20 protein-coding genes are annotated in these 19,245 nt (G+C 72.2%); 4 read left to right on the top strand and 16 right to left on the bottom strand.

Annotation, left to right across the window (positions count from 1 at the left end):
- Window positions 1–94 precede the first annotated feature (94 nt).
- Window positions 95–802 carry a DUF3105 domain-containing protein gene (locus tag ACQEUU_RS15520; protein WP_433066095.1) on the bottom strand — a complete coding sequence of 236 codons (708 nt, stop codon included), beginning with the start codon at window positions 800–802 and terminating at the stop codon, window positions 95–97.
- A gap of 110 nt (window positions 803–912) precedes the next feature.
- On the opposite strand from ACQEUU_RS15520, the gene ACQEUU_RS15515 reads away from it, so the two are divergent.
- Together ACQEUU_RS15515 and ACQEUU_RS15510 are read left to right on the top strand one after the other, a co-directional pair.
- Entirely contained in the window at window positions 913–1,554 is a 642-nt protein-coding gene (locus tag ACQEUU_RS15515) for a DUF305 domain-containing protein (protein ID WP_433066093.1), read from the top strand.
- Window positions 1,555–1,667: 113 nt separating this feature from the next.
- Complete coding sequence (locus ACQEUU_RS15510; RefSeq protein WP_433066090.1) at window positions 1,668–3,074, top strand: phytoene desaturase family protein; 1,407 nt, start codon at window positions 1,668–1,670, stop codon at window positions 3,072–3,074.
- A 38-nt stretch (window positions 3,075–3,112) separates the two neighbouring features.
- On the opposite strand, the gene ACQEUU_RS15505 is transcribed toward ACQEUU_RS15510, so the two are convergent.
- The 12 genes from ACQEUU_RS15505 to ACQEUU_RS15450 form a co-directional block, all read right to left on the bottom strand.
- The gene (locus tag ACQEUU_RS15505) at window positions 3,113–4,165 is read right to left on the bottom strand and encodes a threonine aldolase family protein (protein WP_433066087.1); all 1,053 of its coding nucleotides are present in this window, start codon (window positions 4,163–4,165) and stop codon (window positions 3,113–3,115) included.
- A complete protein-coding gene (locus ACQEUU_RS15500; RefSeq protein ID WP_433066085.1) occupies window positions 4,162–4,791 on the bottom strand; it encodes an SDR family NAD(P)-dependent oxidoreductase in 630 nt (209 codons plus the stop codon). Before ACQEUU_RS15500 ends, ACQEUU_RS15505 begins: the two co-directional genes overlap by 4 nt.
- Complete coding sequence (locus tag ACQEUU_RS15495; RefSeq protein WP_433066083.1) at window positions 4,788–6,848, bottom strand: DUF6421 family protein; 2,061 nt, start codon at window positions 6,846–6,848, stop codon at window positions 4,788–4,790. Before ACQEUU_RS15495 ends, ACQEUU_RS15500 begins: the two co-directional genes overlap by 4 nt.
- Window positions 6,849–6,933: 85 nt before the next feature.
- On the bottom strand, window positions 6,934–7,572 hold the full coding sequence (locus ACQEUU_RS15490) for a response regulator (RefSeq protein WP_433066080.1): 639 nt from the start codon (window positions 7,570–7,572) through the stop codon (window positions 6,934–6,936).
- A gap of 110 nt (window positions 7,573–7,682) precedes the next feature.
- On the bottom strand, window positions 7,683–9,557 hold the full coding sequence (locus ACQEUU_RS15485) for a serine/threonine-protein kinase (RefSeq protein ID WP_433066078.1): 1,875 nt from the start codon (window positions 9,555–9,557) through the stop codon (window positions 7,683–7,685).
- Window positions 9,557–11,035, bottom strand: coding sequence for a tetratricopeptide repeat protein (locus tag ACQEUU_RS15480; protein WP_433066075.1), 1,479 nt, complete (start codon window positions 11,033–11,035; stop codon window positions 9,557–9,559). Before ACQEUU_RS15480 ends, ACQEUU_RS15485 begins: the two co-directional genes overlap by 1 nt.
- A 157-nt stretch (window positions 11,036–11,192) precedes the next feature.
- Window positions 11,193–11,549 (bottom strand): Uma2 family endonuclease, encoded by a 357-nt coding sequence (locus tag ACQEUU_RS15475; protein WP_433071849.1) that lies wholly within the window; start codon window positions 11,547–11,549, stop codon window positions 11,193–11,195.
- Window positions 11,550–11,814: 265 nt separating this feature from the next.
- On the bottom strand, window positions 11,815–12,468 hold the full coding sequence (locus tag ACQEUU_RS15470) for an adenosylcobinamide amidohydrolase (RefSeq protein ID WP_433066072.1): 654 nt from the start codon (window positions 12,466–12,468) through the stop codon (window positions 11,815–11,817).
- A complete protein-coding gene (locus ACQEUU_RS15465; protein WP_433066070.1) occupies window positions 12,465–13,238 on the bottom strand; it encodes an ABC transporter ATP-binding protein in 774 nt (257 codons plus the stop codon). The genes ACQEUU_RS15470 and ACQEUU_RS15465 overlap by 4 nt, the downstream gene beginning before the upstream one ends.
- Window positions 13,235–14,233 (bottom strand): FecCD family ABC transporter permease, encoded by a 999-nt coding sequence (locus ACQEUU_RS15460; RefSeq protein WP_433071847.1) that lies wholly within the window; start codon window positions 14,231–14,233, stop codon window positions 13,235–13,237. The genes ACQEUU_RS15465 and ACQEUU_RS15460 overlap by 4 nt, the downstream gene beginning before the upstream one ends.
- 77 nt (window positions 14,234–14,310) lie before the next feature.
- Entirely contained in the window at window positions 14,311–15,273 is a 963-nt protein-coding gene (locus tag ACQEUU_RS15455; protein WP_433066067.1) for an ABC transporter substrate-binding protein, read from the bottom strand.
- Window positions 15,274–15,470: 197 nt separating this feature from the next.
- Complete coding sequence (locus ACQEUU_RS15450) at window positions 15,471–16,328, bottom strand: Gfo/Idh/MocA family protein (RefSeq protein ID WP_433066064.1); 858 nt, start codon at window positions 16,326–16,328, stop codon at window positions 15,471–15,473.
- Window positions 16,329–16,442: 114 nt separating this feature from the next.
- On the opposite strand from ACQEUU_RS15450, the gene ACQEUU_RS15445 reads away from it, so the two are divergent.
- The gene (locus tag ACQEUU_RS15445) at window positions 16,443–17,027 is read left to right on the top strand and encodes a histidine phosphatase family protein (RefSeq protein WP_433066062.1); all 585 of its coding nucleotides are present in this window, start codon (window positions 16,443–16,445) and stop codon (window positions 17,025–17,027) included.
- Between the two features lie 24 nt (window positions 17,028–17,051).
- On the opposite strand, the gene ACQEUU_RS15440 is transcribed toward ACQEUU_RS15445, so the two are convergent.
- The 3 genes from ACQEUU_RS15440 to ACQEUU_RS15430 all read right to left on the bottom strand — a co-directional run bounded on the left by ACQEUU_RS15440 (window position 17,052) and on the right by ACQEUU_RS15430 (window position 18,455).
- Window positions 17,052–17,309, bottom strand: coding sequence for a hypothetical protein (locus ACQEUU_RS15440; RefSeq protein WP_270158332.1), 258 nt, complete (start codon window positions 17,307–17,309; stop codon window positions 17,052–17,054).
- An 87-nt stretch (window positions 17,310–17,396) separates the two neighbouring features.
- Entirely contained in the window at window positions 17,397–17,633 is a 237-nt protein-coding gene (locus tag ACQEUU_RS15435; protein WP_270158331.1) for a DUF397 domain-containing protein, read from the bottom strand.
- Entirely contained in the window at window positions 17,634–18,455 is an 822-nt protein-coding gene (locus tag ACQEUU_RS15430) for a helix-turn-helix domain-containing protein (protein ID WP_433071845.1), read from the bottom strand.
- A 223-nt stretch (window positions 18,456–18,678) separates the two neighbouring features.
- On the opposite strand from ACQEUU_RS15430, the gene ACQEUU_RS15425 reads away from it, so the two are divergent.
- Window positions 18,679–19,182 carry an ATP-binding protein gene (locus tag ACQEUU_RS15425; protein ID WP_433066059.1) on the top strand — a complete coding sequence of 168 codons (504 nt, stop codon included), beginning with the start codon at window positions 18,679–18,681 and terminating at the stop codon, window positions 19,180–19,182.
- The last annotated feature ends 63 nt before the right edge of the window (window positions 19,183–19,245 follow it).

The following is a 19,245-nucleotide window of genomic DNA, read 5'->3' as shown; positions in this document are numbered from 1 at the left end:
GGTCACCACCTCGAACCGCACCATCCGCCCATTCTCCCCCGATGACGCGGAAAGGCCCGGCCGTTGCGGGCCGGGCCTTTCGGAGAGCCGGTGGCTACTGCGACTGCGAAGGCTGCGGGCTCGCGGTGTCCATCGGCGTCTGGGTCTGGGCCGACGGGTCCGGCGGGAGCGGGGCCTGGTCGGCGGTGGTGGTGATGGCGTCCGGGCCGCCGCAGCTGGCGCCCGGCTCAGGGGTGTCGCCGCCGTTCTGGTAGCGCTTGATGAACGCGCCCAGCTTCGGGTCCGCCGGGTTGTCCAGCTTGAGCTGGTGGTTCCAGCTGCTGACCACGATCGGCGCCGGCAGCCCTTCGAACGGGCTGACCAGCATGTACTCCTGCTGGCCGGTGCTGGAGGCGACTTCCTTCAGCTTGGTGATCTGGTCGGCGGGCAGGTCGGGGCGGTAGGTGATCCACACCGCGCCGTGCTCCAGCGAGTGGACGGCGTGCTCGCTGTGGATGGGCTTGTCGTAGATGTCGCACTGCTGCCAGTAGTTGCTGTGCTGCCCGCCGACGGGCGGGGTCTCCTTGTACGCGACCTTGTCCCAGACGTGATCGCCGCCGTCGTACTTGACGCTCACCACGGCGTCGAGCGACGTCTCACGAGCCTGCCTGACCAGATAGAAGCCCACCAGGCCGACGAGCAGGACGATGACCAGACCGCCCGTGCCCCACATCAGCAGCGCGGTGCGGCGTTCCTTGCGCTTCTGCTCGGCTCGCATCTTCTGCAGATGCTCGCGCCGGGCCTGCGCTTTCTCCTTCGTCATCGTTCCTCCATCGGCGAACCAACAGAGGTCACCTTATTGGTTCCGGGCGTATGCGGAGAATAAGCGCGGTATAAGCGTACGATCACGACCCGCCGGCAGAGGTGGGTAATGTGGACAGCGTCATGGAGAAACCCGCTCGTACGCCACTGTTCGCCGTCGTCGCCGTGATCGCGCTCGCCGCGGCGGCGCTCCTGTTCGTCCTCGGCGGCCGGGGCGCGCCCGGCGACGCCTCCCCCGAGGCCGGGTTCGCCCGCGACATGGCCACGCATCACGCGCAGGCCGTCGACATGTCCTTCACCATCAGGGACAAGACCGAGTCGCCGGAGATCAGGAACCTGGCGTTCGACATCATCAACACCCAGGCCAACCAGCGCGGCATGTTCCTGGGCTGGCTGGAGCAGTGGGGCCTGACGCAGGCGACCGACATGCGGCCGATGGCGTGGATGAGCGGCCACGGCCACGCCGGCGCCGCCTCGTCCGATGGCCGGATGCCCGGCCTGGCCTCCACCGAGGAGCTGACCAGGCTCCGCGCGGCGCAGGGCACCGAGGCCGAGGTGCTGTTCCTGCAGCTGATGATCCGCCATCACGAGGGCGGGGTGGAGATGGCCGAGGGCGCGCTGCGGCTGTCCGACCGCGAGGAGGTGACCCGCATGGCTCGCAAGATCGTCAGTGGGCAGCAGGGCGAGATCAAGCTGATGACCGACATGCTGGGTCACCGCGACGCCAAGCCGCTCCCGTCGATCCTCCAGTGACCCGCTCCCGCGCATGAGGCGCGGCGTGACGGATCTTGCCCCTTCGCCTCCGCTCCGGAAGCCTGTGCGTGGGCAGAGGTCCGTCATGGACGCGGGGAACGGAGGGTCGCCGGGTGAGCGTTGACGCGATCGTGGTGGGGTCGGGGCCGAACGGCCTGGTCGCGGCCGTCACGCTGGCCGAGGCCGGGCGGCGGGTGGCGCTGCTGGAGGCCGCGGAGTCGTTCGGCGGCGGGCTGCGGTCGGCGGAGCTGACGCTGCCGGGCGTGGTCCACGACCTCGGCGCGACCGTGATGGCGATGGCGCTGGCCTCGCCCGCCCTGCGCGACCTGGACCTGAAGGGCGTCGAGTACGCCCACCCGCCGCTGCCCGCCGCCCACCCCCTGGACGACCGCCCCGCCGTGCTGGTCCACCGTGACGCGGACCGTACCGCTGAAGGGCTGGGACGGGACGCGACGGTGTGGCGGGCGACGGCCGGAGCGGCGGCGCGAGCCGGGTTCCCCCTGGTGGACCTGCTGCTGAAGCCCTTGGGCCCGTGGTCGCCGCCGAAGGCGCGGTGGGGCGCGCTGGCGGCGGCGGCCGGGTTCGGGGCGGCGTCGGCGATGCCGGCGACGGCGCTGGGGCGGCTGGCGTTCCGCACCGTCGCGGGCCGGGCGCTGCTGGCGGGCATGGCCGCGCACTCCCTGCTGGACCTGCGGGCGCCGCTCACCAGCGGGTACGGGCTCACGCTCGCGACCCTGGCGCACCTGGTGGGCTGGCCGGTGGTGCGGGGCGGGTCCCAGCGGCTGGCCGACGCCCTGGTCGCGCGGCTGCGGGAGCTGGGCGGGGAGGCGGTGACCGGCCACCGGGTGCGGCGGCTGGCCGAGCTGGACGCCGAGACGGTGGTGCTCGACGTGACGCCCGGCCAGTTCCTGCGGATGGCCGAGCTGCCGCCGGCCTACCGCGACCGGCTGGCCCGGTTCCGGCACGGGCCCGGCGTGTTCAAGGTGGACTGGGCGCTGGACGGGCCGGTGCCGTGGCGGGACCCGGCGGTGGCCGGGGCCGGCACCGTCCACCTGGGCGGCACGCTGGAGGAGATCGCGCTGAGCGAGGCGGAGACGACCGCCGGCCGCCACTCCCCCAGGCCGTACGTGCTGCTGGTGCAGCCGTACGCGGCCGACCCGACGCGCGGCGGGTACCCGCTGTGGGCCTACTGCCACGTGCCCAACGGCTCGTCCGCCGACATGACCGGCGCGATCGAGGCGCAGATCGAACGGTACGCGCCGGGTTTCCGCGAGCGGGTGCTGGCCCGGCACACGATGGGCCCGGCCGAGCTGGAGGCGCTCAACCCGAACCTCGTCGGCGGCGACGTCGGCGGCGGGCTGGCGAGCCTCGGCCAGTTCCTGAAGCGGCCGGTGTGGTCGCCGGCGCCGTGGCGCACGCCGCTGCCGGGAGTGTTCCTCTGCTCGGCCTCGACGCCGCCGGGGCCGGGGGTGCACGGCGTCGGCGGGTGGCAGGCCGCACGCCTGGCCCTGCGGCGCTGACACCCCCGGAAAACGCGTGACCCCCGGCGGGCCGGGGCTCAGAGGGCGGCGAGCTCCTCGGCGAGAGCGGCGGCGAAGGCGTCGACGTCGTCCTCGGTGGTGTCCCAGGCGCACATCCAGCGCACCTCGCCGGTGGCCTCGTTCCAGGTGTAGAAGCGGAAGCGCTTCTGCAGCCGGGCGGTGACGTCCTTGGGCAGGATCGCGAAGACGGCGTTGGCCTCGACCGGGCGCGGCACCTCCACGCCGGGCAGCTCCCTGACCGCCTCGGCGAGCCGCCGGCCCATGGCGTTGGCCCGGCGCGCGTTGCGCAGCCACAGGTCGCCCGCGAGCAGCGCCTCGAACTGCGCCGACACGAACCGCATCTTGGACGACAGCTGCATGAAGGTCTTGCGGATGTAGTCGACGCCTGTGGCCGCCTCGGGGTTGAGGACCACGACCGCTTCCCCGTACAGCAGTCCGATCTTCGTGCCGCCGAACGAGAGCACGTCCACGCCGGCGTCGGCGGTGAGCGCCCGCAGGGGCACGTCCAGGGCGGCGGCGGCGTTGGTGAGGCGAGAGCCGTCGAGGTGGACGAGCAGGCCGAGGTCGTGCGCGTGGGCGCAGATCGCGGCGATCTCGTCCGGGGTGTAGACGGTGCCGAGCTCGGTGGTGTTGGAGATGGACACCACCTTGGGCTGGGCGCGGTGCACGTCGCCGAACCCCCACGCCTGACGGTCGATCAGCTCGGGGGTGAGCTTGCCGTCGGGCGTGGGCACGGTGAGCAGCTTGATGCCGCCGGCGACCTCGGGCGCGCCGCCCTCGTCGGTGTTGATGTGGGCGGTCTCGGCGCAGATCACCGCCTCCCAGTGAGCGGTCATGGCGCGCAGCGAGACGACATTGGCGGCGGTGCCGTTGAAGACCGGCCAGGCCCGCGCCCGCTCGCCGAAGTGGCGCCGGAACGTCTCCTGCAGCGCCTCGGTGTAGACGTCGTCGCCGTAGGCGATCTGGTGGCCGCCGTTGGCGTCGGCGATGGCCTGGAGGACCTCCGGGTGCACCCCGGCGTAGTTGTCGCTGGCGAAGCCCTTGAGCAGGGGGTCGTGCCGGACGGTCACGTGGTGAGATCCAATCTGGTGCCGTTGAGCTGGGCGGCGGGCTGCTCGTAGAGGCGGCCGATCGCCTCGGCGAGGTCGCGCACGTCGGTGAAGCCGGTGAACGCCGCCTGCGGCTTGGCGGCCCGCATCGCGTCGTTGACCAGGGCCTTGACGACGAGGATGACGGCCGCGGACGAGGTGTCGCGCAGCGCGTCGGCCAGCGAGAGGGTCCACGCCTCGGCGGCGGCCTTGGCCGCGGCGTAGGCGGCGCCGCCCGCGGTGGGGCGCTGGGCCGCCTTGGCGGAGACGATCACGAAGCGGCCGTTCTCGCTCCTGCGCAGCAGCGGCTCGAAGGCCAGTGAGACGTGCTGCAGGGTGCGGATGAGCAGGTCGTGCAGCGCGTCCCAGTCGGCGAGGTCGGTCTCGGCGAAGCCGGGCGCGCCGCGCCAGCCGCCGACGAGGTGGACGACGCCGTCGACGTGGCCGTGCTCGGCCTCGATCCGGCCGGCGAGGGCCTCGACGGCGGCGCGGTCGAGCAGGTCGACCTCGTCCTTGTCGACGCCGATCACGGTGTGGCCCTGCTTGGCGAAGAGCTCGGACACCGCGGCGCCGGTGGGCCCCGCGGCGCCCGTCACCAGAATGATCATGCCCGGATCCCCTTCGTCGACTCCACCACGTCGGCCAGCTTACGGCGCAGCGCCTCGTAGAACATGCTCAGGGGGAACTCGTCGGGGAGCACCGCGTCCACCTTGGCCTTCTGCTCCGCGGGCAGCGCGTCGATCCCCCTGGCCCAGACGGAGGCCGGGTCGGGGGCGACGTAGGCGGCGACCAGCTGGTGCGCGGCCAGCCAGTGGGCCACCTTGGAGCGGTCGATGCTGTCGCGGTAGAGCTTGTCCACCTCGGCGCGCAGGTCGGCGACGCCGCCGGCGACCCGGTCCCAGTCGACGGACAGGCGGTTGTCGGTCCACCGGACGATGTCGTTGCGGTGCAGGTAGGCGAAGAGCAGCTGGCCGCCGAGCCCGTCGTAGTTGCGCACCCGGGGGCCGGTGATCGGGAACCGGAACAGCCGGTCGAACAGCACCGCGTACTGGACGTACCGCGCGTGCGGCACGCCCTGCCGCTCCAGCTTGACGGCCTCGCCGAACGCGGTCAGGTCGCAGCGCAGCTCCTCCAGCGCGTACAGCCAGTACGGCATCCGCTGCTTGATCATGAACGGGTCGAACGGCAGGTCGCCGTGGCTGTGGGTGCGGTCGTGCACGAGGTCCCACAGCACGAACGTGTCCTGGGCGAGCCGCTGCGAGGCGAGCAGGCGGGCGGCGTCCGGCGGCAGGTCGAGCTTGAGCGTCTCGACGGCGGCGCCGGCCACCTTGCGGAAGCGCGCCGACTCGCGGTCGGCGAAGATGCCGCCCCAGGTGAAGCGGGCGGGCGTCTGCCGGACCGCGACCGTCTCGGGGAAGAGCACGGCCGAGTGGGTGTCGTAGCCGGAGGTGAAGTCCTCGAACGCGATCGGCACGAACATCGGGTTGTCGTAGCCGCCGGCCTCCAGCTCGGCCAGCCAGCCGGGCCAGATGGTGCGGATCCAGACCGCCTCCAGGTTGCGGTCCGGGTTGCCGTTCTGGGTGTACATGGGGAACACGACGAGGTGTTCGAGGCCGTCGACGCGCTGGGTGTCGGGGTGGAAGAGGTCGAGCGAGTCCAGGAAGTCGGGCACGCCGAGGTCCTGATCGGCCCAGCGGGCGAGGTCGTCCCGGACGGCCGCCAGGTACGCGGCGTCGTGCGGGAAGTGCGGCGCCAGCTCGCCCACCTTGGCGGCGACGGCGGCGACCAGCTCCTTGCCCCGGCCCTTCTCCTCCGGCACCGAGCCGTCCTTGACCTGGAGCGGCCGCAGCTCCTCCACCAGCGCCTTCAGCTCGCCGAACAGCGCGGCCTTGGGGCCGGACCCGGCGACGGCGGCGGGCGCGTCGGCCGGCACCCGCGCGGCCCAGGTGACGACGTTGCCCCACAGCCTGGCGTGGTCGTAGTCGTCGATGGAGTCGTCGCCGAACAGGTCGGAGTCGGCGAACACCACGACCCTGCCCCGCCCGTACGGCAGCGCGACGGCCAGCGGCGCGCCCGCCGGGGTCGCCTCCGGGGAGGTGGCGAACAGGACGGTGGCGTTCTCCGCCGCCAGCGCGCCGGAGCGGTAGAAGCAGGCGGCCTTGACGCCGGCGAGCAGCCCGTCGCCGGTGGCGGGCGGGGCGACGACCCACGTGGCGACGCCGCGGTGGGCGTGGCGCGGGTCGCGCACGGTGGTGTGCTCGATGGTCACGCCGAACCGGGCCAGGAGCTCGGCCAGGTTGTTGCCGTACTTGTCCTGCTCCTCCTCGGCCAGCACGACCAGCCCGCCGCCCTGGGCGACGAAGTCGCGCACGGCGTCCAGCTCCTCGGCGGACAGGACGGGGCCGCCCTCGCCGATGGTGCGCTCCCAGCGCTCGCCCGCCGGGTGGGCGATGACCAGCACGTCGTGGTCCTGGAGCGTTCCCGGGTCGAGCGGGCCCTCGACGTGGGCCGTCACCGTGTGGCCGAGGTGACGCAGCACCCCGGCGGCGCGGGCGTAGCTGGAGTCGTCGGGGTGGCCGGGGTTCACGGCCTCGGCGACCTCGCGCCGGATGGTCCACGACTCGCTGTGGGCCTCGTCGAACAGCACTCTGGGGAACGCGTGCATGCAATATCTCCTGTCACTACCGCCTTATGACGGAAAATATACACATACCGACGCAATGCCCCCCAAAGCCTTCCGTATGGTGAGATCAGGCTCGGGTGCCCGGTCGTACCACTCCCGACTCGTATGCGAAGACGACGGCCTGCGCGCGGTCGCGCAGGCCCAGCTTCATCAGCACCCGCGCCACGTGCGTCTTCACCGTCGCCTCGCCCACGTACAGCTCGTCCGCGATCTCCGCGTTGGTGAGCCCGCGGGCGAGCAGGCGCAGCACCTCCAGCTCGCGCGGCGTCAGATCCCGCAGCCTGGGCGACGGCGTCGGCTCCGACCGGCCCGCGAACGAGGCGATCACCCGGCTGGTCACCGCCGGGTCGAGCAGCGCGTCGCCGGCGTGCACGATCCGGATGGCCTCGATCAGCTGCTCCGGCGGCGACACCTTGAGCAGGAACCCGCTGGTGCCCGCGCGCAGCGCCGCCCACAGGTTCTCGTCGGTGTCGAACGTCGTCAGCGTGATGACCTTCGGCGGCGACGGCGCGCCGAGCAGTTCCCTGGTCGCGCTCAGCCCGTCGAGGCGCGGCATCGAGATGTCCATCAGCACGATGTCCGGCCTGACCCGCCGGGCCACGGCGATGGCGTCGCGGCCGTCGGCGGCCTCGCCGACCACCTCCATGCCGGGGTCGCTCTCGACGACCATGCGCAGCCCGGCCCTGACCATCGCCTGGTCGTCCACGATCACGATTTTTATGCCCACAGCTTCCGAAGGGTAAAGGGCCGAGGAGCCCCTGAACAGGCGCGGAAGGGGCCGGGCAAGCCGTACGCAAGTCAGGTGCAAGCCGATGATCAGATGACCTGGACGCTCTGGCGGACCCGCACCAGGGTCTCGCCGTCGCAGCGGTGCTGCGCGCAGAAGTACATGACCAGGATCGGCTTGGGCCTGTGGGCGATGACGTAGCCGACGAAGCCCAGCTGATTGCCGCTGTTGCGGTCGCGGAGAGTGCCGTCGTAGCGGGTCGCGTCGCTGTTGCCGGCCCTGTCGGGCACCGGCGCCGTCACCTCCACCTCGCCCGGCAGCAGGCCCTCCATCTTGGCCTTCATCTCCTCGCGGGAGGCCCCCGGGTCGAGCGTGTCGGACACCTGGACGTACACGCCCACCGCGTTCTCCGGGTCGCCGCTGATGACCGGGTTGACCTGCGACCAGTCGGCGCTGGCGCCGGAGACGAACATCTTCTCGAACTCGGCGGCCCGTGGCGAGGCCAGCGCGAACAGGTCGGCGTGCGTGCGGGCGGTCCATCCCGAAGGGTGCTCGAACGTGACCGGGGCGGCGGCGGTGTTCTCGAATCGGACCCACGACTCGCCGCGCTGCATGACGACGATCATCACGACCAGGGCGAGTGCGGCGACGGCCGCGGTGATGGTGGCCGCCACGATGGGCAGCCTGCCGGGCCGGCGTACGGGGCGCGCCGACGGACCGGTCGGCGGCCCGCTGCCGGGGCCGGTGACGGGACCGCCGCCGTACGGGGAGCCGAGACGCGGACCGGAGTGCGGCCCGGAGCCGGGGCCCGTGCCGGGACCGGAGTGCGGCCCGGAACCGGGGCCGGTGCCGTAGCGCGGACCGGAACCCGGGCCAGGCCCGGGATGAGGCCGTGACCCCGGACCGGGACCGTAGTGCGGGCCGGAACCCGGGCCAGGACCGTGCTGAGGGCCTGACCCCGGACCCGTGCCGTAGTGCGGACCTGACCCTGGATCAGGGCCGTAGTGCGGGCCGGAACCCGGCCCGGGACCGGGCCCAGAACCGCTGCCGGTGCCGGTGCGCGGGCCGCTGCCGGTGCCGGTGCCGGTGCGGGGGCCGGTGCGCGCGCCCGTGTCGGACGCCGGCGAACCGGTGATCGCCTCGCGCAGCGCCTCGACGAACGCCGCGCACGACGGGAAGCGCTGCTCGGGCGTCTTGGCCAGGGCGCGCATCACCACCTCGTCGACCTCCGGCGGCAGCTCCGGCCGCAGCTGCGACAGCGGTGCCGGCTGCTCGGCCAGGTGGGCCCAGAGCAGGGCGATGTCGTTGTCGCGCTGGAACGGCAGCCGCCCGGACAGCCCTTCGTACACCACACAGCCCAGGGCGTACTGGTCGGCCCGGCCGTCGATGTGCTCCTTGTTGATCTGCTCGGGCGACATGTAGCGGGGCGTGCCGATGAACTGGTCGGTCTGGGTCAGCCCGGAGATCGACGTGCGGTGCTTGGTGATGCCGAAGTCGGTCAGGTAGACGTGGTCGCCCGCCAGCAGGATGTTGGCCGGCTTCACGTCGCGGTGGATCAGGTCGTGCGCGTGCGCGGCGTCGAGCGCGGCCGCCACCTGGGCGAAGATCCGCAGGCCCTGGTCGAACGGCAGCGGACCGCGGTCGTAGATGAACCGGCGCAGGTCGAGCCCGTCGACGTAGCGCATGGCGATGTAGAGCACCCCGTCGGCGTCGGCGTTGGCCTCGTAGATCGGGATGATGTTGGGGTGCTCGATGCTGGCGACCGTGCGGGACTCCAGGATGAACCGCTGGCGGAAGCGGTCGTCGACACTCAGGACCGGGTTGAGGATCTTCAGGGCGACGCGCCGGCTCAGCCTCGGGTCCAGCGCCAGGTAGACGACGGCCATGCCGCCCTTGCCGATGATGTTCTCGATGTAGTAGCCCGCCACCTCCTGCCCGATGAGCGCCCTGTCGTTCACGTGCATCACGACGTCTCGATGGGCTGGCCGCAATAGCCGCAGAACCGGTGCGCCTGGCCGAGCCGCATGCCGCAGGCCGTGCAGAACGTGATGGCGGGCTGCTGCGTGGTCAGCACCTGCCCCTGCTGCGGGACCACCGGGAACTGCTGCGACCGGCGCACCATGATCGTCTGGTCGGCGCCCTCGTCGTACGCCGGCTGCTGCGGGACGAGCGGCGGCGGCGGCGGGTCGTCGTCCGGCCCGTCGCCGGCCCCGCGCCGGCGCCACAGCAGGAACGCGCCCACTGCCGCGGCCACGAACAGCACGCCCGCCGCGACGATGAACGGCCACAGCGGCAGGCCGGAGGAAGCCGGGGCGGCAGCTCGTTTGGTGCCCGCGTCCTCGGGGCCGCCCCGCTTGGCGAGCGCGACCTTGAGCAGGTCGGCGGCCACCACGTTGCCGGGATAGAGCTCCAGCACGCGCTGGAAGCCGGGCGCGGCCTCGGTGTAGTACTTGGTGTGGTAGCGGGTCAGCGCCGCCTCGAAGGCGGAGTCGATCGCCCCCCGGCGCGGCGCGACGCCGGCCTTCGACAGGGTCGAGGTGATCTCCCGTACCCCGATCATCCTGGCTTCCTTGCCGCCGCCGACGAGCATCCCGACGACGTGGCCGTCCTTGTCGCCGATGACGGGGGCGCCGGCCAGGCCGCGGTCGGCCAGGCCGCCCAGCTTGACGGGCTCGTCGACCTTCTTCTCCGGGTCGGCGAACGGCCTGCCGTTCTCGCCGGAGCCGCCCTTGCCGAGGTGGGCGATCTCCACGGTGGTGCGCACGCTCGGGCCGGGACGGCCGAGTAAGCCGGCCACGCTGGTGGGGGCGCCCGGCTGGTCGGGCACCTTGTCGGCGAGCGGGGCGGTGGGCATGCCGACGCTGCCGACCGCGCGGGCGACGGGCATGAGCACGGCGGGGCTGTCGGGGCCGGAGCCGGCGCGCACCAGCTCGGCCTTGAAGCCGTCGGTGTCGGCGGGCGAGACGTTCGGGAAGACGGTGATGTCGGTGGTGACGTCGATGATGCAGGTCGCGGTGGACCTCTTCGGCGGGTAGCAGTCCTTGAGGTGGCGGTTCAGGATCGCGTCCTTCACCGAGTGGCGCTCGGCGTCCTGCGGCACCTTCACGTCGTGGTGCTCGGCGAACACCTTGTTGGCCGCCCTGACGGCGACGTCCTCGTCGTCGGTCTTGACCACGCGGGTGAGGGTGACGATCGCGCCGTCGGGGTTGACGACGATGCCGGTGCCCTGGCCGATGGGGAAGTCGTAGGAGCGCTCCACGTGCCGCAGCTGGCTGACGTGGTCGAGGAGTGTGATCTCGACGTGGGAGACGGCCTCCACGCGCACCACGGCCGGGGTCACCAGGTCGGTGATGCCGCTGGGGTGCTCGTGAGCGACCGCGGGCAGGGCGAGCAGGACGATCGCCGCCGCGACTCCGCCTGTCAGCACTGTGGTACGTGCCATCACCGCTCCCGCACGAAGGGTCAGAACAAGGGTCCCAATCACCCGGCGTAAGTCAATAGATCCGCGTATGACGAAGCGGTTGCAGTACTTCCCCCGACGTGAAGCCCCTTGACGCCCTATCGTCCGGAAGCCGGCGGGCGTTACATCCCGCGACGCCTCAGCTCAGCTCGGCCGGGTCGAAGCTGACGGGGAACGGCTCGGCGAGGTCGGCGACCGTCCCGGCCTTGTGGACGGCGGGCGGCCCGTAGACGTCGCCGTCCAGGTCGTACACGTAGAGGACGGGCCCCTCGTCGAGCTCCACCCGCCAGTAGGACGGGATGCCGACCGCGGCGTACGCCTCCGTCTTGAAGGCCCTGTCGCGCATCTTCGTGGTCGGACTGACGATCTCCACCGCGAGCAGCACGTCCTGCGGCGAGAACATCAACTCCGTCCGCTCGGTGGACTCCATCGGCACCACGACCAGATCCGGGATGTAGAACCCCTTGTCGCCGACGCGGAGGTTGCCCGTCGACAGCGGCTCGATCTCCGGAGGGGACGCGTCGTCCGCTGCAGGCGGAAGATGACACGCTGGTGCAGGGGGGTGAGGGCGGGGCTCACCAGTAGGCTCCCGTCGAAGAGCTCATAGCGGTTCCCGTCGTCGGGGAACTTGAGCAGGTCGTCGACGGTGAACGGCGGCCTGCCCGGAAGAACCGTGCGGGCGGTCGTCGGTTCGGTCGTCGGTTCGGTCGCGCCATGATGGTCACCCGCCGAGTATCAGGAATCCGGCCCTCGCCCACATGCTACTTACCCAGAGTTCCTGACTTTCGGTAACCGGGCCGCCACGCTTCGGCGCCCTGCCTGACGGCGGCGTGGACGGCGCGGGCCAGCCGGGCGCCCCACTCCGAGCGCGGCCCGCAGAACACCTCCTCGGGACCTGCGTCCCTGACGGCCAGGCAGACCGCGTCGGAGGCGGTGCCGGTGCACGGGTAGCCCGCCTCCAGCAGCGCCTGCGTCTTCGCCTCGGTCATCGTCATGACGGCGTTGACCAGGGCGGCGTCCGTCATCGCGACCGGCAGCGTGGCGACGATGTTGACGGTGCCGGCCATCGGGGCCAGCTCCGGGTCGGCCGCGCCCTCGGGCGCCGCCGCCCAGGTCGGGACGCGTAACCCGACCGTGGCCACGGCCTCGGCCCCGCCGTCCTCGGCGCGGGCGTAGCGGTCGACGGAGGCGGCCGTCATCATGCCGACGCCGTCGCCTCCCGGCCCCAGCGCGGTCAGGTGCGCCACCGGGTCCATGCGCGCGTACCCGGCGACGACCTGCGCGTTCAGCACCCACGCGCGTGGTCCGATGCCGCCGCCGAGCATCGCCGATGAGATCATCCGCCACCCGGGCCCGAACTCCCACAGCAGCGACCCGAGCCGGTCGCCGTCCTCGACGCGGTAACCGAGCTTCACGTCCGCCCCCTGACCAGGTGGACCACGGGCCGGCCGCCGGGTCCGGGCTCGATCATGACACGCGCCTCGAAGTGCTCGCCGACGAGGGCGCCGGTGAGCACCTCGGCGGGCGCGCCCCGGGCGACGGACCGGCCGCCGGCCAGCAGCAGGAGCGTGTCGGCGTACTGGCCGGCGAGCGTCAGGTCGTGCAGCGTGGTGATCACGGTCAGGCCGTCGGCGGTCCTCAGCCGGTCCACCAGCTCCAGCACCTGCTGCTGGTGCCCGAGGTCGAGCGCGGTGGTGGGCTCGTCGAGCAGCAGCACCGGGGCCTGCTGGGCGAGGGCGCGGGCGAGCACCACCCGCTGCCGTTCGCCGCCGGACAGCTCGCCGACCCTGCGGGCGGCGAACGCGGTCAGTCCCAGCCGCGCCAGCACGCCCGCGGTGATCTCCCGGTCGCGGCGGCTCTCCCGCCCGAGGTACGGGATGTAGGGGGTACGGCCGAGCAGCGCGTAGTCGAAGACCGTCATGTCGGGCGGCAGCGCGGGCGTCTGCGGCGCGTAGGCCACCAGCCTGGCCCGCTCCCGCGGCTTGAGCGCGCCGCCCGGCCGGTCGTCGACGACCACCTGGCCCCGGTGGTCGAGCACGCCCATGACGGCCTTGAGCAGGGTGGACTTGCCCGCGCCGTTGGGCCCGATGACCGCGAGCCACTCGCCGCGCGGCACGTCGAGGTCCACCCGGTCGAGCACGTCACGCCCGCCGAGCCGTACCGACAGGTCCTTGACGCGGATCATGTCGCGACCCCTCGCTTCATGCGCAGCACGGCGACGAAGAACGGCGCTCCCACGAACATGGTGACGACCCCGATCGGCAGTTCTGCGGGGGCGATGACGGTCCGCGCGAGCAGGTCGGCGAGCACCAGGAAGGCGGCGCCGCCGATCAGCGACAGCGGCAGCACGCTGCGGTACGAGCCGCCCGCCAGCAGCCGGACCACGTGCGGCACGACGATGCCGACGAACCCGATGAGCCCGCTCACCGCCACCGCCGACGCCGTGGCCAGGGAGGCGGCCAGCAGCACCACGAGCCGCACCCGGGCCGCCCGCACGCCGAGCGAGCCGGCCTCCTCGTCGCCGACCGCCAGCACGTCCAGCATCCGCCCGTGCGCCATCAGCACCACCACGGAGACGGCCGCGTACGGCAGCACCAGCAGGAGCTGGTCCCAGCCGCCGCCGACGTCGCCCAGGATCCAGGAGTAGACGCGCCGCAGCTCCTCCACCCCGAGCTGCTGCACGAACGTCTGGATCGCGGTGAGGAACGAGGTGACGGCCACCCCGGCGAGCACCAGCGTGGCGGTGCCGCCGGTCCGTCCGGCGGCGTTGCCCAGCGCGTAGGCGAGGAACACGCCGCCGACCGCGCCGGCGAACGCCGCGACCGGGGTGCTGAGCGCGGAGCCGGGCAGCAGCACGACCGCCACGGTCGTCATCAGCCCGGCCCCGGCGGCGGCGCCCAGCAGGTACGGGTCGGCCAGCGGGTTGCGGAAGACCCCCTGGTAGCCGGCCCCGGCCATGGCCAGCAGCCCGCCGACCACGGCCGCCAGCAGCACCCGGGGCAGCCGCAGCTCGTACAGCAGCCCCTGCTCCACCGGCGCCAGCCCGGCGTCGACCGACACGAACGGCAGCCAGTCGGCCACCTGGAGGACGACCTGCCAGGGCGAGATGTCGGCGGCGCCGCCCAGCAGGCCGGCGATCACGACGGCGGCCAGCAGCAGCAGCGCCCCCGCCAGCCACAGCGGCCGGGCGCGGGCGGGCCTGACCTGCGCCGCCGGGACGGGCTCCGCGTGCGCCCCGGCGGCCTGCTCGGCGAGCACTATCGGGAAGCCGCCTTCGTCACCGCGTCCCCGACCGTCCGCGCCAGGTCGACGACGCGCGGCCCCCAGCGGGAGGCGATGTCGTCGTCGAGCTCGATCACCTGGTCGTTCTTGATGGCGGACAGGTTCTTCCAGCCGGGGCGCCGGGCGAGTGCGTCCTTGTTCTGCCCGCAGCACTTCACGTCCGCGAGGAAGATCAGGTCGGGGTCCGCCTGGGCGACGAACTCGGTGGACAGCTTGGGGTAGCCGCCCGCCGCGTCCGGCGCCTGGTCGGCGATGTTGGTCAGGCCGAAGAGGTTGTAGACCTGGCCGATGAAGGTGGTGGACGTGGCCGCGTACGGGGTCTGGTCGAGTTCGTGGTAGTACGTCAGCTTCTTGTCCTTAGGGGCCTCGGCGGCCAGCTTGTCCAGGGTGGCCCGCATGGTGGAGACCACCTCCCGCGCCTTCTCCAGGTTGCCGGTGGCCGCGCCGAGGTCGGTGATCTCGTCGTACGCCTCGTCGAAGGTCTTGGCGGAGGGCTCGAAGAGGACGGGGACGTTCAGCTTGGTCAGTTCGGCGACGATCTGGTCCATGTCGTCGGAGACCACGACCAGGTCGGGCTTGCGGGCGACGATGGCCTCGACGTTCGGCTTGTAGCCGGACAGATCGGTCCTGGGCGCCTCGGGCGGGTGGTTCGACTGGTCGTCGACCGCGATGACCTGAGGGCCGGCGCCGATGGCGAACAGCGTTTCGGTGTGGACCGCCGACAGGGAGACGACGCGTTCGGGCTTCCGGTCGATGGTGACCGCGCCGTTGGCGGCCTGCACCGTCACGGGGAAGGCGGCGCCGGCCTGGGTTGAGGTGCTCTGGCCGGTGCTCTGACTGGTGGGGGCGGGGGTGGCTGTCGTGCCGGTCTGGCCGCAGGCGGCCAGGACGAGCGTTCCTAGCAGCGCGCCCGCGAGTGCCGTGCGTACGGGCCTCACAGGTAGTCCTTTCACACTGTCGGAACCGAGAGACCCGCGATGAGCGACGGATCACCCTTTTCCACGAGGGTTGATGACGTCACGCAGAGGCAGGCGACCTGGCTATGACAGTTGCGGGACAGCGCCGGACTCTCACCGGACTTCGCTGCGCACTGCGCGTCGGACAAACGCTATCAATCCTCCTGGAGGCGTCCGCGTCAAGGGGTGCGCAGCTGTGACTCGGCCTCCTCGATCACCCGCTGGAGGCGCAGGCCGTGCGCCGCGTCGAGCGGATGGCCGCCGCCTCGCCGCACCGTGCGGGCGAACTCCTCGGCCACCCGGGGCAGCGCGTCGCCGCCCGGGTCCAGCACCGCGGAGCCCTTCCTGCCGTACACGGCCGCGCTCGCGGGCGGCGGGTCGCCGGCGGCGGCCTGGCTCAGCGACACCTCGCTGACCGCGCCGCCCTCGTGCTCCAGCAGCAGCCCGGCCCAGCGCAGCGGGTCGCCGTGCGCCCGCACGCCGGTGATCCGGCCGAGCGCGGCGTCCATCAGGTCCACCATGTGCGGCCCGGCGTCGAGCAGCGCGCCGCGCTCCAGCCGCCAGGGGGTGGCGAACGGGTGGTCGCCGAGGAGGGCGCCGGAGATGTTGGCGGCGTGCCCGCCGAACGGCTCGATCTCGCGGCACCGCTCCAGGAAGGCCCGGGTGCCGGGCGCGTACCGCAGGGTGAGCACCAGCTGGCTGGGCACGCCCGAATCGGCGACCGCGTCCGCTAGCCGGCGCGCGCTGTCCAGGGAGTCGCCGAGCGGCTTCTCCAGCAGCAGCGCCTTGCCCGCCCGCGCGGCCCGCACGGCCAGCTCGGCCTGGACCGCGGGCGGCACGCAGAACGCGACCGCCTCGCAGGCGTCGAACAGCTCCTCCAGCCGCTCGTACACGGGCGCGCCGAGCCGGGCGGCGGCCTCGGGCCGGCGCGCCCAGACGCCCGCGAGCCTGGTGTGCGGGCCCGCGGCCAGCATCGGCGCGTGCGCCATCTCCGCCCACGGCCCCGCCCCGACCAGCCCGACGGCCACCGGCTCCATCGCGATCCCCTTCCGCCCGGTCCTTTCGGTTCGAGACCCTACTCAAACGGGGACCGGGCGCGATCATCCGCGGCCCCGTGGCTGAGCCGCCGGGGCGTGCCGGATGATGGACGCATGGACGAGATGGTGTTGCTCCGCCACGGTGAGACAGAGTGGAGCCGGACGGGCAGGCACACCGGCCGGACCGACCTGCGGCTGACCCCGCGCGGCGAGGAGCAGGCCAGGGCCCTCGCCCCGGTGCTCGGGCGGAGCCCGTTCGCCCTCGTCCTGGTCTCGCCGGCGCTGCGCGCCACCCGCACCGCCGACCTGGCCGGGCTGGCCTCGTACGAGGTGGACCCCGATCTGTGGGAGTGGGACTACGGCGGCTATGAGGGCGTGACCACTCCCGACATCAGGAAGGACCGGCCGGGCTGGTACCTGTGGCGCGACGGCGTGATCCCGGGCGGCACGCCCGGGGAGAGCGCGGCGGAGGTGGGCGCCCGCGCCGATCGGGTGATCGAGCGGTGCGTGCGGGCGGAAGGACGGGTGGCGCTGGTCGCGCACGGTCACCTGCTGCGCGTGCTCACCGCCCGCTGGCTGCGCCTGCCGCCGGCGGACGGGCGGCTGTTCGGGCTCGACACGGGCACCTACTCGCGACTGGCGTTCGAGCACGGCGAACCGGTGATCAGGACGTGGAACGCCCCCGTCACCGGCTCCTGAGAGGGTGACACCTCGGCGGCCCGCTCAGGAGAGAGCCTGCGCGGGCTGCGGCCCGCGGCCGGTCAGCCACTCCAGCACGCTGCGGTGGCCCTGGGCGGCGTCCTCGAAGTGCCCCCAGTGCCAGTAGCGCGGCTGGTCCCTCAGTCCCGTCACCCAGGTCCGGTACGACACCGAGCCTGTGGAGGTCGCGGGCGCCACACCGTAGGTGCGGACCACGACCTTGCCGCCGGGTGCGAACAGCACGTCATCGGCGATCGGGTACAGCGTCATCTGGTCGAGCATGATCCGATCGTCCCCCGGGGAGTCGGCTCGCCCGTTACGCCTCCGGCGCGCCCCGGTTAAGCGGGGCCGCCGGAGGTTAACAGCGTGTTACACGAGCAGGCCGTCGAATTCCCCGTCCTTCACCCCGAGCACCAGCGCCCGGATCTCGTCACGGGTGTAGATCAGCGCGGGGCCGTCGGGGAAGCGGGAATTGCGCACCGCCACCCCGCCGTCGGGGAGCTTCGCGAGTTCCACGCAGTTGCCCTGCGAGTTGCTGTAGCGGCTCTTGCGCCACGCCACACCGGACAGGTCGCCGGCAGGCATGCCGTTATAGGTCTGATTCATCTACATCTTTCTGAGAAGGCCGCCGATGAGCTCGACGGTGCCCCCCGGCGTGGTGCTCTCCACGCACAGCTGCTCCATGGCCGTGAGGTACGGGTCGATGTCCTCGCGTTTGTCCAGGTACAGGGCACCCCAGAGCTGTTCGACGTAGACGACGTCCGACAGGTCGGACTCGGGAAACCGCAGGATGCTGAACGCGCCCCCTTCGGCAGCGTGCATGCCGTATCTGAAGGGCATCACCTGAAGGGTGATGTTCGGCAGGGCGGCGACTTCCAGCAGATGCCGGAGCTGCTCGGCCATGACCTTGCGCCCGCCGATGGTCCGCTTGAGCGTCGCCTCGTCGATGACCGCCCACAGCCGCGGGCCGTCGTTCTTGGTGAAGCGCTCCTGACGCTGCATGCGCAGATGCACGCGGCGTTCTATCCGTCCGGCGGACATGTCGGGGTTGCCGAGCTGGATCACCGATCGCGCGTATGCGGCCGTCTGCAGCAGGCCCGGCACGAACTGCACCTCATAGGTGCGGATCATGCTCGCGGCCTCCTCCAGCCCCACATAGGTGGTGAACCAGCCCGGCAGCTCCTGCGAGTAGTTCTGCCACCAGCCGGGGGTGTTGGCCTCTCGGACCATCTCCAGAAGGGCACGGCGTTCGGCGTTGTCGACGACGCCGTACAGCGTGAGCAGGTCCTCCACATCACGTGTCTTGAAGCCGACGCGCCCGAGTTCCATTCTGCTGATCTTGGACTCGGAGGCCCGGATGTGGAATCCGGCCTGGTCGCGCGTGAGCCCGCACTTCTCGCGCAGGCGCCGCAGGCTCGCACCGAGCATGATGCGCCGAACGGTCGAAGCTGAACCGGGCGGATCAATGGACACGTGGTGCTCCTTGGTCGTTTCCTTGTCACACAGTCTGTCACTTCACGGCCGAAAGATCATGGGCCGCGGACAAGATCCCCTTTCCGACTGATTGACCCTTTGAAGGCAAACCGTAGCGCTTGCACAAGGTGTCTGCACGTGCATTCGCTCTTGCAAGTGCACGAGAGTTTGCCGCACAATGATCACCGTGCAATCCCCCACCGCAGTCGGCCAGTGGACCACGTTCGACTGGTGGCCCCCCGTCGGCTGGTGGCCGGAGGCGGCGCGCGATCTCCTCGAGCCCGGCCCCTCCGCGAGCGCCACGTTCGTGCTCCCCGCCACCGCCTCGTCCATCCACTGCGCGCGCAGCTACGCCACCGGCGTGCTGGCCGCGTGGGGCCTGGCCGAGCTGGCGGAGAACATGGAACTGGTGGTCTCCGAGCTGGCCACCAACGCCCTGCGGCACGGCGTGCGCGCCGACGACCCGTGCCGGGGCGGTCCCGTGCACATGTCACTCGTCCGCCGCGGCAACCTCGTCACCAGCGCGTTCGCCGATCCCGGGGCCTCGGTGCCCGCCCTGAGATACTCTGGCCCTCTGGATACCGGCGGCCTGGGTCTCCACATCGTCGACTCACTGAGCCTTCGCTGGGGCTGGTCCGCGCTCTCGCCCCACGGGAAGATCGTGTGGGCGGTCCTCTCCTGACCGAGAGTGATCTGCACTACCGTGGATGGTCATGGCTCACGGTGAGTTCCACGCACGACCCCA

It is taken from the genome of Nonomuraea sp. CA-218870 (genome assembly GCF_050936535.1).
Taxonomy (GTDB): Bacteria; Actinomycetota; Actinomycetes; order Streptosporangiales; family Streptosporangiaceae; genus Nonomuraea; species Nonomuraea corallina.
The sequence above is the reverse complement of the archived record's forward strand: the minus strand, read 5'-3'. Positions and strand labels throughout refer to the sequence as shown.

Coding starts and splice junctions, on each gene's coding strand:
- ACQEUU_RS15435 (WP_270158331.1), bottom strand. CDS start 17,633: ATGAATCAGACCTATAACGGCATGCCTGCCGGCGACCTGTCCGGTGTG.
- ACQEUU_RS15450 (WP_433066064.1), bottom strand. CDS start 16,328: ATGGAGCCGGTGGCCGTCGGGCTGGTCGGGGCGGGGCCGTGGGCGGAG.
- ACQEUU_RS15430 (WP_433071845.1), bottom strand. CDS start 18,455: ATGCTCGGTGCGAGCCTGCGGCGCCTGCGCGAGAAGTGCGGGCTCACG.
- ACQEUU_RS15500 (WP_433066085.1), bottom strand. CDS start 4,791: ATGATCATTCTGGTGACGGGCGCCGCGGGGCCCACCGGCGCCGCGGTG.
- ACQEUU_RS15520 (WP_433066095.1), bottom strand. CDS start 802: ATGACGAAGGAGAAAGCGCAGGCCCGGCGCGAGCATCTGCAGAAGATG.
- ACQEUU_RS15445 (WP_433066062.1), top strand. CDS start 16,443: ATGGACGAGATGGTGTTGCTCCGCCACGGTGAGACAGAGTGGAGCCGG.
- ACQEUU_RS15440 (WP_270158332.1), bottom strand. CDS start 17,309: ATGCTCGACCAGATGACGCTGTACCCGATCGCCGATGACGTGCTGTTC.
- ACQEUU_RS15465 (WP_433066070.1), bottom strand. CDS start 13,238: ATGATCCGCGTCAAGGACCTGTCGGTACGGCTCGGCGGGCGTGACGTG.
- ACQEUU_RS15480 (WP_433066075.1), bottom strand. CDS start 11,035: ATGGCACGTACCACAGTGCTGACAGGCGGAGTCGCGGCGGCGATCGTC.
- ACQEUU_RS15485 (WP_433066078.1), bottom strand. CDS start 9,557: ATGCACGTGAACGACAGGGCGCTCATCGGGCAGGAGGTGGCGGGCTAC.
- ACQEUU_RS15425 (WP_433066059.1), top strand. CDS start 18,679: ATGATCACCGTGCAATCCCCCACCGCAGTCGGCCAGTGGACCACGTTC.
- ACQEUU_RS15495 (WP_433066083.1), bottom strand. CDS start 6,848: ATGCACGCGTTCCCCAGAGTGCTGTTCGACGAGGCCCACAGCGAGTCG.